Source organism: Streptomyces microflavus, assembly GCF_014650075.1.
Taxonomy (GTDB): domain Bacteria; phylum Actinomycetota; class Actinomycetes; order Streptomycetales; family Streptomycetaceae; genus Streptomyces; species Streptomyces microflavus.
Genome location: NZ_BMUG01000002.1, coordinates 849,971 through 862,358, shown reverse-complemented (window position 1 = coordinate 862,358; position 12,388 = coordinate 849,971). Strand labels below are relative to the sequence as shown.

The following is a 12,388-nucleotide window of genomic DNA, read 5'->3' as shown; positions in this document are numbered from 1 at the left end:
TTTCCGGCGAGTCCGACTCTATCAGATCCTTTCGGGCCTGACTCCCAGTCAGCGGGGCTTGTCTTCCCGGCCGTTGGGCCGTTCCGACGCTCAAACTCTAGCGGATTCTCCCGGCGGCTCATAATCGGGCCTTCGAAATGAATTTCGGCATGCCGAAATTCTCCCGGCTGGGAGATCGTGCTGAAGTTTGGTTGCCGCGTGTGCGGCGGGATCGGCTGTCGAAAAACCGTTCCGGCCCCGTGACAACTCGAAGAACCTTACGGATCGGGTGGGGCGGTGTCAACCCCGCCCCAGGCCCTCTCCGGGGTCCCCTCCAACGCCCCCGCCCTGTCCCTCTCCGTCCCCCGTCAGTCCAGGTCGGTGAGGCGGCCGCCGGCGTCCGGCTGGGCGTGCTCCACGCGGCGCAGGAGGCGGACCAGCAGCTCGCCGAGGACCCCGCGCTCGTCGCCGGAGAGGTCCTGGAGGAGGTCCTCCTCGAAGTCGGAGGCCATGCGCATCGCCTCCAGCCACTTCGTACGGCCCTCGTCGGTCAGCTCGACGATGACACGGACCCGGTTGTTCTCGTCGCGGTCCCGGGTGACCAGGCCCTCGCCGGCCATCCGGTCGACGCGGTGGGTCATGGCGGCCGGCGTGAGGCCGAGGCGCTTCGCGAGCTCGCCGGGGCCGAGGCGGTAGGGGGCTCCCGCCAGGACGAGGGTCTTGAGGACCTCCCACTCGGCGTTGCTGATGCCGAGGGCGGCGACCTGTCTCCCGTACGCGACGTTCATCCGGCGGTTCAGGCGGCCCAGCGCGGAGACGACCTGTTCGACCTGGGGGTCGAGGTCGCGGAACTCGCGCTGGTAGGCGGCGATCTGTTCGTCGAGGCTCGGCTCGTGGGGGCCGGGCTCCTCGGTGCTCTCAGACATGGCGGGCAGTATGGCACGCCCCCACCACCCTTGAAGTCCTTCAAGCTGTAGTTTTCACCTTCTAAGTTTAGTGCTAAAGTCTTCGAGTCTGAGTTTGTCGCGAGACGTCTCAGGCCTCCACAACTTCTGAACTTCTAGACCTTGAGGTAGGTGAGTGTGACCAGGGAGATGGGCGCAGCGCTGCGGCGGATCCAGCTGGGCAGCGCGCTGAGCGCGTTCGGGCTCGGGTTCACCGTTCCGTATCTGTACGTCTACGTGGCGCAGGTACGGGATCTCGGCGCCGGCACGGCGGGAGTCGTGCTGGCGGTCTTCGCGATGGCAGCGCTGGCCGTTCTGCCGTTCACCGGGCGGGCCATCGACCGGCGGGGGCCGCTGCCCGTGCTGGTGGTGGCCGCCGGCCTCGCCGCCGTGGGTGCCGCTGCTCTGGGGTACGCGAGCAGTGTGCCGGCCGCCGTGCTGTCGGCCGCGGTCCTCGGTGCGGGCACCGCGGTGATGCAGCCCGCCCTGGCCACGATGCTCGTCTGGTGCTCCAGTACCGCCACCCGTACGCGCGCTTTCGCCACGCAGTTCTTCCTCCAGAACCTGGGCCTCGGGCTCGGCGGGCTGGTGGGCGGGCAGCTCGTGGACGTGAACCGTCCGGCGAGCTTCACCATGCTGTTCCTGATCGAGGCCGTGATGTTCGTGGTCCTCGGTGTCGTCGCGGTGACCGTGCGGATGCCCCGTACGGCTTCCATCGGCGCGGCCCGTCCGACCGACGGGTCCGCAAAGGGCGGGATGCGGGCGCTGCTCTCGCACCGGGCCATGGTCCAGCTGTGCGTGCTCGGGTTCGTGCTCTTCTTCGCCTGCTACGGGCAGTTCGAGTCGGGTCTTGCCGCGTACGGCACCGAGGCCGCCGGGATCCAGCCCTCGACGCTCGGCCTGGCGCTGGCCGCCAACACCGCGGTCATCGTCATCGCCCAGTTCGTCGTCCTGCGGCTGGTGGAGCGTCGGCGGCGCAGCCGGGTCATCGCAGCGGTCGGCCTCATCTGGGCCTTCGCCTGGATCGTCGCCGGGTATGCCGGGCTCGGGCACGGCAGCCAGACCATGGCGACGGCCGCGTTCATCTCGACGTACGCACTGTTCGGGCTGGGTGAGGCGATGCTGTCGCCGACCGTGGCCCCGCTGGTCGCCGATCTGGCGCCGGAGTCGATGGTCGGGCAGTACAACTCGGCGTTCGCCCTGTGCAAGCAGCTCGCGCTCGCGGTCGGTCCCGCTGTCGGCGGTCCGATGGGGGCGTCGCTGCACGGCCCGTACATCGTGACCTTCGTGCTGTTCTCGCTGGGCATCACGGTGCTCGCGCTGCGGCTCGGGCGCCGGCTCACCCCCGTACAGGATCAGCCTTCGCTGGCCCCCGCCCCCTCGCGGGTGGTCGCCGTGTCGCTGCCCGAGGGTGGGGAGAGCGGTGCGGAGGCGGCCGACCGGGCCGTGTCGGTCACCGCGCCGACGGCCGCGGCCGCCACTGCCGGCCGCTGAGCCGGGCGGCCGGGCCTCAGCGGGGCAGGGCGAACTCGCACCAGACCGCCTTGCCGCCGCCCGGGGTGCGGCGGCTGCCCCATGAGGTGGCGATCGACGCGATGATCTCGATGCCGCGTCCCGCCTCGTCCGCCGGTTCGGCCTGGCGGCGGCGCGGCAGGTGGTCGTCGCCGTCGGTCACCTCGATGATCAGCCGCCGGTCCGTGCGGCGCAGCCCCAGGCGCATCGGCGGGGTGCCGTGCTGGAGCGAGTTGGCGACCAGCTCGCTGGCGGCGAGGACGCCGAGGTCGCGGAGCTCGACCGGGAAGCGCCAGGAGGTCAGGACCCCGGTGGCGAACGCTCGGGCGCGCGGGGCGGCCTCGATGCCGCCGAGCAGTTCGAGCGCGGCGTTGTGGAACAGCTCCGCGTTCGCCCCCGTACGGGCGGGGTGCTGGACCACGAGGACCGCCACGTCGTCGTCGTGCTCGGCGGTCACCCCCAGCGAGCGGATCAGCCGGTCGCAGACCACCTGCGGTGATCCCTTGGCGCCGGAGAGGGCGCCGGCGAGGGAGGCGACGCCCTCGTCGATGTCCTCGCTGCGGCGCTCGACCAGGCCGTCGGTGTAGAGCACCGCGGTGGAGCCGGGCGGCAGACCGATCGTGCCCGAGGTGTGGACCCAGCCGCCGGTGCCGAGCGGGGGCCCCGTGGGGTCGGCGGCGCGCTGGACCGTGCCGTCCTCGTCGCGGACGAGGATCGGCAGGTGCCCGGCGGAGGCGTAGACGAGCTGTCCCTCGTTCGGGTCATGGACCGCGTAGACGCAGGTGGCGATCTGGCTGGCGTCGATCTCGGAGGCGAGGCCGTCCAGCAGCTGGATCACTTCGTGCGGCGGGAGGTCGAGCCGGGCGTAGGCGCGGACCGCGGTGCGGAGCTGGCCCATCACGGCGGCCGCCCGGACCCCGCGGCCCATCACGTCACCGATCACCAGGGCGGTGCGGCCGGCGCCGAGAGTGATGACGTCGTACCAGTCGCCGCCGACGGCCGCGTCGGTGCCGCCGGGCTGGTAAGTGGCGGCGATACGGAGGTCGTCGGGCTGCTCCAGCTCCTGCGGGAGCAGGGAGCGCTGGAGGGTGACGGCCGTTTCGCGGTGGCGGCGCTCACTGGTGCGCAGGCGTTCGGCGGCTTCGGCGTGGTCGGTGACGTCGGCCGCGTAGACGAGGACGCCGCCCTCCCTCCTGCCGTCTCCCTTGTCCCGGCCGTCTCCCTTGTCCTTGCCGTCTCCCTTTTCGCTGTCGCTCCCGTCCTCCGTACCGTTCCGGGCGGCGACCGGGGTGCAGGTCACCGTGTACGAACCGCCCCCGGCGGTCCTGCGGGACTTGACCGTACGGGCGGTGCCGCTGCGCAGGACCTGGTCGAGCAGGGGCAGCACGCTCAGCTCGGCGAGCTCGGGCAGGGCCTCGGCGGCAGGCACCCCGGCGGGGCGGGGGCCGAAGGCGGTCTCGTACGCCTCGTTGACGTACGTGACGCGGTGGTCGGGGCCGTGCAGCAGGGCGACGGCGGCGGGGAGCCGGCCGAGGATCTCGCGGGCCGAGAGGTCGTCGGGGGCGGGGCCGGTGGCGGTCTGCGCGGGGGTGGTACCGGGTGGTTCCGGAAGTGCGCCGTCCGGCAGGGTGGCCGCGGCCTGCGCCTGGGCGGACTCGGCCCGGGCCGCGGGCACGGGACTACGGTCGTCCCGCGCGGCGGCTCGACGCTGCGTTCCGGGAAGGCGGGCGCTCCAACGCGTGAAGTTCACGGAATTTCTGGCCTCGTGTGTCGGTCTGGTCCGCTCGGGCGGGCTGCTTCTTCTGCCGGTGCTTCTGCCGGGTTCGAAGGCGCCGGGGGCCATGCCCCCGGGAAGGCGCAGCCGGGCCTCGTCGTGCTGTCGGTGCGTCGCTGCTGGTCACTGTTGGTCACTACCGGCCGGGTCACTCTGTGCAGGTGCGGGCCCACCTATGGTCACACGTCCAGTGTGACCGACCGTACTGACAGTCGCCGTCGGGTCGCTGTCCGGACGGCGTACTCGGGGTGCTCCGGACGTGTCCGGGCCGCCCGTCGGGCCGCCCGTCCGGCCACTTGTCAGCGGGAGGGCCGGGGCGGCAGTCCGCCCGGCGGGTCCTCGGGCCTCTCGTCGGTTTCGGGGCGTGGCAGGGTGCCGGGGCGGGGCGGGGTGGCCGAGCCGCCACCGGCCGCGAGTTCGAACTCGGCCCGGGGGTGTTCGAGCGAGCCGAGGGAGACGATCTCCCGTTTGAAGAGTCCGGCCAGGGTCCATTCGGCAAGGACGCGCGCCTTCCGGTTGAACGTCGGCACCCGGCTGAGGTGGTACGTACGGTGCATCAGCCAGGCGGGGTAACCCTTGAGCTTGCGACCGTAGACGTGGGCGACGCCTTTGTGGAGGCCCAGAGAGGCGACGGATCCCGCGTACTTGTGGCGGTACTCCTTCACAGGGCGGCCGTCGAGCGTCGCCAGGACGTTGTCGGCGAGCACCTTCGCCTGGCGGACCGCGTGCTGGGCGTTGGGGGCGGTCTCCTTGCCCGGCTCGGCGGCGGTGAGGTCGGGGACGGCGGCGGCGTCGCCCGCGGCCCAGGCGTGCGGCATTCCCTCGACGCCGAGGGTGGCGGTACAGCGAAGTCGGCCGCGTTCGGTGAGGGGCAGGTCGGTTGCGGACAGGAGCGGTGCCGGTTTGACGCCCGCGGTCCACACCAGCGTGCGGGTGGGGAAGCGGGAACCGTCGCTCAGGACGGCGACCCGGTCCTCACAGGTCTCCAGGCGGGTTTCGAGGCGTACGTCGACGCTGCGGCCGCGCAGCTCCCCGACGGCGTACCTGCCCATGGCCTCGCCGACCTCGGGGAGGATGCGGTCGGAGGCCTCGACGAGGATCCATCTCAGGTCCGTGGGCTTGATGTTGTGGTAGTACCGCGCGGTGTAACGGGCCATGTCCTCCAGCTCGGCGAGCGCCTCCACGCCCGCGTAGCCGCCGCCGACGAAGACGAAGGTGAGCGCGGCGTCGCGGATGGCGGGGTCGCGGGTGGCGGACGCGATGTCCATCTGTTCGATGACGTGGTTGCGCAGCCCGATGGCTTCCTCGACGGTCTTGAACCCGATGCCGAAGTCGGCGAGGCCGGGCACGGGGAGGGTGCGCGAGACGGATCCGGGGGCGATGACGATCTCGTCGTACCCGATCTCCAGGGCGCCGGTGCCGTCCTCCGCCGTGGCCAGGGTGGTGACGGTGGCCGTCCGTTTGGCGTGGTCGACGCGTTCGGCCTCACCGATGACGATCGTGCAGAGGTTCAGGACGCGGCGCAGCGGTACGACCACATGGCGCGGCGAGATCGAGCCGGCGGCCGCTTCGGGGAGGAAGGGCTGGTACGTCATGTACGGCTCGGGCGTGACGACCACGATCTCGGCGTCCCCGCTCTTGAGTCTCTGCTTCAACTTCCGTTGGAGCCGCAGCGCCGTGTACATCCCGACGTAGCCGCCGCCGACGACGAGAATGCGCACACCTGGCCGGGTGCCGGGGGTCGTCCCCCGGGAATCTGGAGCCATCACCACCCCATGACGCAACGGAGTCCGTGGTTTGTCCACAGGCCCGGCAAATTGTGTGACCGGAGGGTCCGGCGGGGCGGTCCCGGCCGGTCGGCCGGACCGTACGGAAGCCGCGCAGGTCAGGCCCTGTGCGAGGGGCGTGTGGGCGGGTGCGGGCGGGGGGTTGGGGCGCTTCTGCTCCGATCGGGGGGCGCACCATGCGGAACTACCCCCTTCTGAATTGACGCGGGCTCAACTATGTTCGTAACCCGTCGGGAGTCGGGTGCGGATTTCGTTGTGCTCACTCCCCGACCGACAAGGCGGGGAAGTCTCCGGGGGGAGACGTCATAACCGGGGGAAGTTATGCATATTCAGGATTCGCACGGGCAGTCCACGCGCGCGCTCGCGTCCAAGGACCACGGACGTCTGGGCTCCGTGGGCGCGCTCGGTGTCATGAGCTCGGCCGACGCGGTGCGTTCCGCGGCGGCGGTGAGCGCGGCGGCGATCGGATCGGCCTCGGCCGCTCCCGCTGCCAACGGATCGTCCGCACCCACCTCACCGGTGGGCACTGCGCGTTCGGCTCCGCTGCGCGTCGACGCGCAGCGCAATCTGGAGCACGTGCTGCGGGCAGCGCGTGAGGTGTTCGGGGAGCTGGGGTACGGCGCGCCGATGGAGGACGTGGCACGCCGCGCCCGCGTCGGGGTCGGCACGGTCTACCGGCGCTTTCCCAGCAAGGACGTGCTGGTGCGGCGGATAGCCGAGGAGGAGACCTCCCGGCTGACCGAGCAGGCGCGTACGGCCCTGGGGCAGGAGGAGGAGCCCTGGTCGGCGCTCTCCCGGTTCCTGCGGACCTCGGTGGCATCGGGCGCCGGCAGGCTGCTGCCGCCGCAGGTGCTGCGGGTCGGGGTCGACGCGGACGAGCCGGGAGCTCCGGTCGCGGGTGACGCGGGCGACGAGACCCGTGTCCCGCAGCAGCGGCAGGGTGTGGCCCAGGCCGACGTCCGTGTCGTGGGCCGGCGTGCCGGCGGCGGGGACGGGCTCGACGCCCTCGGCGAGGATTCGGGGGCGGCCGAGCTGCTGGAGGTCGTGGGCCGGCTGGTGGACCGGGCGCGGGAGTCGGGCGAGCTGCGCGGGGATGTGACGGTGGCCGACGTGCTGCTGGTCATCGCCACGGCCGCCCCGTCCCTGCCGGACGCCGCCCAGCAGGCGGCGGCCTCGGCCCGGCTGCTGGACATCCTGCTGGAGGGGCTGCGGTCCCGGCCTGCCGTCTGACGTCGGGTGCCCGCTCGACCGCTCGTTCACGTTGCGTGCGGTCGGGGGGCCCGCCGGGTGGGTTACCGGTCGGCCGGAGGGCCCATTGGCGCGACGGTCGGGGCAGTGCTCGCGTCGGCGAACAGGTGAACGGGTTCCGGCAGGCGAAACAGCAGGGATTCATTCCCCGAAAGAGGGGTCTCTAGTACTCGCATTCGAGAAAACGCCCCGGATGAGTGGTTGCCAGGACTGAGGGTCCATCGCGATTGAGCCATGTGGCAGTCTTGGCCGGTATTCGGGTCCGAGGGTGTATACGGGGGCTTCCGCGATGAGCGGTAACGAGCAGCAGGAAGAGCCGCTCGACGAGATCGCTGCGGCGGGCGGAGGCACGAAGGCCGACGGGATGTCCTCCGGGCACGTGCCGGCCCAGCCGGGACGTGGACCGGCGGACGGTGAGGCCGAGGGCGGCACCGTGCTGCCCGGCCCGTGGCCGGCCGTCGTCGAGGCCGATGCCGGGGACGCCGTCCCCGATGGCGTCGGCCCGTACGCGGTGCCGCCGCAGCGCGAGGGCCGCGGCGGGTCCCCCGATGCCGGGCTGTCCGACGCCCAGTTGATCGAGGGCATGCGCGACGGGGACAACCTCGCCTACGAGGAGCTGTTCCGGCGCCACTCGGGCGCGGTCCGCCGGTACGCCCGCAGTTGCTGCCGGGACGGGCACACCGCCGACGACCTGACCGCCGAGGTGTTCGCCCGCACCCTCCAGGCCGTACGGGGCGGCAAGGGGCCGCAGGAGGCCGTCCGGGCCTATCTGATGACCGCAGTCCGCCATGTCGCCGCCGCCTGGACGAAGAGCGCCAAGCGGGAGCACCTGGTCGACGACTTCGCGGTGTTCGCCGCGCAGGCCTCGCGCACCTCGGAGCTCTCCGACGACGACACCCTCGATCTCGGCGCCGATGTGCTGGCGATGCACGAGGCCGAGCAGTCGATGGCCATGGAGGCGTTCCGGAGCCTGCCGGAGCGCTGGCAGGCGGTGCTCTGGCACACCACGGTCGAGGAGGAGTCGCCCAGCGAGATCGCCCCGCTCTTCGGCCTGACAGCCAACGCCACCGCCGTCCTGGCCAGTCGGGCCCGCGAAGGGCTCAAGCAGGCGTACCTCCAGGCCCATGTGAGCCAGGCGCTCACAACCGGGGGCGACTGCGCGCAGTACGCGGACCGGCTCGGCGCCTACGCCCGGGGCGGGCTGCGGATGCGGGCCGAGCGCGGTCTGCGCAAGCACCTCGACGAGTGCGCGAAGTGCCGTGTGGCCGCGGGCGAGCTGGAGCATGTGAACGCCGGGATCCCGGCGCTGCTGCCGATCGCGGTCATCGGCTGGTTCGCCGCCGGGTACTCGCTCAAGGCCGCCGGAGTGGTGGCGGGCGGTGCCGCGGGCGCCGCCGGGGCGGGGGCCGCCGCCGCGGCCACCGGATCGAGCTCCTCCGCGGGCTCCTCCGGGGGCGCCGCTGCCTCCGAAGGGCTCGGCGCGCCCGCCAAGGCCGGGATCGCGGCGGCCGTCGCCGTGGCCGCCGCCGGTCTGGTGTGGGCGCTCGTCGGCGACGACCAGCCGAAGCCGGAGCCCAAGCCCGTAGCGAAGCCCCCGGCGGTGGCCCCCGCGGTGCCGGCACCGGAACCTCCCGCGCCGGCACCGGACCCTCCGGCCGCGCCCGCCCCCGTGCCGCCCGCGCCGCCGGAACCTGAGCCGGAGCCCGAGCCGACGCCCCCCGACCCGGCACCGACGCCGAGCGCCGAGCCCACTCCCTCCCCCGAGCCGCCGGAGCCCACGCCGCCCGCGCCCGCCCCGGAGCCCCCTCCTGCCCCGAAGCCGCCCCCGCCGGCGCCCGCTCCGGCCGTCTACCAGGTCAGCGAGCTCTCGTACTCCCTGCTCGGCGACCACACCGAGCCGGAGGTGGTGCTGGGGCAGAGCAGCTGGATCTGGCAGCGTTCGAACGTGGCGATCGCCGGGACGCGGTACGCGCACGGGGTGACCGTGCACGCCCGGTCCTCCGTCACCATCCAGCTGAACCGCCCGTGCACCCGCTACCAGGCGATGGTCGGCGTGGACGACCTGACGATGGGGCTCGGCGCGGCCCGCTTCTCCGTCTTCGACGGGAACGGGGCGCGGCTGTGGCGCTCCCCCGTCATGAAGGGCGGCGACCCCGCGGTCCCGGTCAGCGTCGCGATCGGCGGCCAGTCGTCGATCCGGCTGGTGGTGGAGCCCCAGGGGCCGTTGGGCGGGGTGGCCCTGGCCGACTGGGCGGAGTCCCGGATCAGCTGCGCCTGACCCCGGCCCGGCAGGGCGTGACCCCGGCCCGTTCGGCCAGTGTCCTGGGCCCCGTTCCAGCAGCGCCTTGGGCCCGGCCAGGTGGGCCAGCGCCCCGGACCCGGCCCCGTGAGTCAGCTTCCCGTCACGGCTGGAGCGTGCGCCGGGACGGGAGCACGCCGCCCGCCACCGCACGCTGGCGCGGGGCCGCCGTGCCCGTCCAGCAGGTCCCCCGGCGGGTCACCAGGCGGCGCAGCCACAGCTCGGTGGAGGCCAGCTCCGCCAAGCCGTCCAGCGGGAGCGGCTCGCCCTCGGAGGCGGCGCGCAGGGCCTTGCGGACGACCCGCGCCTCGACCAGGCCCGCGTCGGCGAGGAGCGGCGCGTCGAACAGGGCCATCAGTTCGGGCAGCGCGGTGCGCAGCCCGGTCCGGGTGACGGCGGTGGAGGTGGCCTGGGACGGGGTACCCCAGCCGGGTGGCAGGTCGTGGATGCCCGCCCCGCCCAGCACCCGGCGCAGGATCGCGGCCCGGGCGCCCGGCTGGACGCGCAGCGACTCGGGCAGCGCGCGGGCCGCCCGGACCACCTGGTTGTCCAGGAACGGCGCGTGCAGGCGCTGGCTGCGGATCTCCGCCGCCTGCTCCAGGATCCGGTGGTCGGCGGCGCTGCGGGCGAGGGCGGCCCGGGCCCGGGCCTCGCCGGGCCGCTGTACGGAGGTGGGCCGGATCGCCGCCGCCTGAAGGCGAACCGATACTTCGGCGAGCGCCTCGCCCGTCAGCCAGCGGGCCGCAGGTCCCGGGCGCGACCAGGCGAGAGCGGCCAGTGAGGCGTCGGCGGGGGTCGCGAGGTCGGGGGCGTACCGGTTGGCGTCGGGGAGCAGTCCGGCGGCGGTCTCCAGGCCGGTGCGGTACGACGTACGGGCCAGTCGGCGGGCGGCGCGGTAGAGCGTCAGCGGGACGAACAGGGAGTGCGCCGAGGGGCCTTCGGCCTTGGTGAGGGCGGCGACGGGGCGCAGGAGGTGGCGTCTCTGCCGGTCCATCAGGAGGTCGGCGAGGCGGGCCGGGTGCGCGTCCAGGACCTGCCGGGCGCCGTGCCCCACCAGATGGTCGGCGCTGCCCGCGGCGAGGCGGCGGCGGTGGCGTTCGGCGACGACGAGCGAGGGGCCCGGTTCGTCGGTGAGGGCGCCGGTCCCCAACGAGGCGTACGGCAGGGCCTCTTCGCCCGCCGCGACGACCACGTGGTGCAGGCGCGGGTTGGCGGCGATGGCGCGGGCGCGCTCCAGCTCGTCCTCGTGGCCGCGGGTGGTGAGGTCGTTGAAGGTGACGGCGAGCAGCCGCTCCCCGGCCCCCGTGCCGTGGCCGAGGAGGGTGCCGGGGAGTCCGGGCAGCCCGGAGGCGAGGAGGGCGAGAGTGGCGGACGCGCTGCCGCCGGAGAGGTCGGCGCCGATACCGGCCACGGGGCCGCCCCGGGCCGCTCGGCGGTCGGCAGGGCCCATGCCGGGGACGGGACCCGGGTCCTGCGGCACGGTCTCCGGAGCGTGGCGGGGGGCCGTGAGCCGGGCGCGTACCGCTTCGACGAGCGCGTCGCGTACGCCCTCCACCGCGTGCACCGGGTCGACCTGGGGCGCGGCGACGGCGAGGGAGGCGACCGCCTCGTACCCGGTGATCTCCCGCGAGCCCTCCCGGAGGATGAGTGCGTGGCCCGGCGGGACCCGCTTGACCCCGGCGTACGGGGTGCCGTCGCCGAGCGCCTCCGGCGTCTCCGGGCAGGCCAGCAGGGCGGCGAGGTGGCCGATGTCGAGCTGGGCCTCGATGAGGTCGGCCAGCGGCAGGGCGGCGGTGGCGTAGGCGGTGCCGTTGGCCCAGGGGGTGTGGAAGACGGGCCGGGCGCCGGCCAGGTCGCCCGCGACGGTGATGCGGCGGCCGATCTGGACGACGGCGGTGTAGCTGCCCGGCCAGGCGGTGAGGTGGCGCATGGCCCCGCCCCGAGCGGCGAGCAGCCCGACGCGCAACTGCTCGTCGGTGGCCCCGCAGCAGCCGAGTACGGCGAGGCGGGCGGTGGGGGCGCCTTCGGGGGTCGCCACGCCGATGACGCGGATCTCGTCGGGGCGCCAGTCGCCCACCGCCCAGAGCGGATCCGGGTCGCCCCACAGGAGTTGGGAGCCCACGGGGTGGACCGTGCGCCCCTCACCGCCGTTGCCGACCGCGCCGACGGTGCCGAAGCTCGCGGCGATACTGCTCCATCCCACCAACCAACGCATCGCCGCCTCCACAGGCTGTGGACAAGCGGCGCACTGTACCGAGTCGTATCGCCGCTGCGGGACATGCTGCCACGACAGGGCCGCAGGAGAGGGGGTACGGGCAGCGCACGCCGGAAGAGCATGCGCCCCTGGCAAAGGCCGGGCACCGTTCCGGCCGCCGCCTTCACCGCATCGCCGACAACGGAAGTACCGATTCCGCGAGTTAGGGCGCCACCGCGGGCTTCCCGGCCCCCACCGGCCCACGCCGGCCGGGGAAGCGGAAGAGACGCCACCGCCCCGGAAGAGCGCATGAAATCCGGCCATAGTCGGACCGTTGGCCAGACTGTCACCGGACAGTCGATATTCGGCCATTCTTACGAGGCTCCGCCGCCCACGCATACCCGTCCGCGCCCCCGCGGCGGACCCTTCCACGCACAGTCCGGGAGGTGGGCCTCACCTCCCGGACCGGTCCGCCGCCCGCGGGGAATGGAGCGGCGGTATCCCCCAGCCCACTGAGTCCAGTGCAGTGAGCCGACCCACGCGGTACCCAGCCAAGCCGCTCCCGTACGGGCCGGGCCAGAGCGCACGGCCGGGCGCACGGCCACACACCAGGAGCACGCCCCACCCCGGCCCGCGCACCCCCGGAGCGCG

General features: G+C 73.7%; 7 protein-coding genes. 3 read left to right on the top strand and 4 right to left on the bottom strand.

The window, feature by feature from the left end:
- Positions 1-347: 347 nt before the first annotated feature.
- A complete protein-coding gene (locus IE264_RS09005) occupies positions 348-905 on the bottom strand; it encodes a MarR family winged helix-turn-helix transcriptional regulator (protein WP_032760080.1) in 558 nt (185 codons plus the stop codon).
- A gap of 168 nt (positions 906-1,073) precedes the next feature.
- Between IE264_RS09005 and IE264_RS09000 the strand changes: the two genes are divergently transcribed.
- Positions 1,074-2,417, top strand: coding sequence for an MFS transporter (locus tag IE264_RS09000; RefSeq protein ID WP_032760082.1), 1,344 nt, complete (start codon positions 1,074-1,076; stop codon positions 2,415-2,417).
- A gap of 16 nt (positions 2,418-2,433) precedes the next feature.
- Here IE264_RS09000 and IE264_RS08995 read toward each other — a convergent pair whose 3' ends face one another.
- On the bottom strand, positions 2,434-4,185 hold the full coding sequence (locus IE264_RS08995; RefSeq protein WP_032760084.1) for an ATP-binding SpoIIE family protein phosphatase: 1,752 nt from the start codon (positions 4,183-4,185) through the stop codon (positions 2,434-2,436).
- Between the two features lie 323 nt (positions 4,186-4,508).
- Positions 4,509-5,975, bottom strand: coding sequence for an NAD(P)/FAD-dependent oxidoreductase (locus IE264_RS08990; RefSeq protein ID WP_078657635.1), 1,467 nt, complete (start codon positions 5,973-5,975; stop codon positions 4,509-4,511).
- Positions 5,976-6,317: 342 nt separating this feature from the next.
- On the opposite strand from IE264_RS08990, the gene IE264_RS08985 reads away from it, so the two are divergent.
- Together IE264_RS08985 and IE264_RS08980 are read left to right on the top strand one after the other, a co-directional pair.
- Positions 6,318-7,226, top strand: coding sequence for a TetR/AcrR family transcriptional regulator (locus IE264_RS08985; protein WP_032760086.1), 909 nt, complete (start codon positions 6,318-6,320; stop codon positions 7,224-7,226).
- Between the two features lie 307 nt (positions 7,227-7,533).
- Positions 7,534-9,522 carry a sigma-70 family RNA polymerase sigma factor gene (locus tag IE264_RS08980; RefSeq protein WP_032760088.1) on the top strand — a complete coding sequence of 663 codons (1,989 nt, stop codon included), beginning with the start codon at positions 7,534-7,536 and terminating at the stop codon, positions 9,520-9,522.
- A gap of 124 nt (positions 9,523-9,646) precedes the next feature.
- Here the strand turns inward: IE264_RS08980 and IE264_RS08975 are convergent, their stop codons facing one another.
- Complete coding sequence (locus tag IE264_RS08975) at positions 9,647-11,758, bottom strand: asparagine synthase-related protein (RefSeq protein WP_106973152.1); 2,112 nt, start codon at positions 11,756-11,758, stop codon at positions 9,647-9,649.
- Between the last annotated feature and the right edge of the window lie 630 nt (positions 11,759-12,388).

Coding starts and splice junctions, on each gene's coding strand:
- IE264_RS09005 (WP_032760080.1), bottom strand. CDS start 905: ATGTCTGAGAGCACCGAGGAGCCCGGCCCCCACGAGCCGAGCCTCGAC.
- IE264_RS09000 (WP_032760082.1), top strand. CDS start 1,074: ATGGGCGCAGCGCTGCGGCGGATCCAGCTGGGCAGCGCGCTGAGCGCG.
- IE264_RS08990 (WP_078657635.1), bottom strand. CDS start 5,975: ATGGCTCCAGATTCCCGGGGGACGACCCCCGGCACCCGGCCAGGTGTG.
- IE264_RS08985 (WP_032760086.1), top strand. CDS start 6,318: ATGCATATTCAGGATTCGCACGGGCAGTCCACGCGCGCGCTCGCGTCC.
- IE264_RS08980 (WP_032760088.1), top strand. CDS start 7,534: ATGAGCGGTAACGAGCAGCAGGAAGAGCCGCTCGACGAGATCGCTGCG.
- IE264_RS08975 (WP_106973152.1), bottom strand. CDS start 11,758: ATGCGTTGGTTGGTGGGATGGAGCAGTATCGCCGCGAGCTTCGGCACC.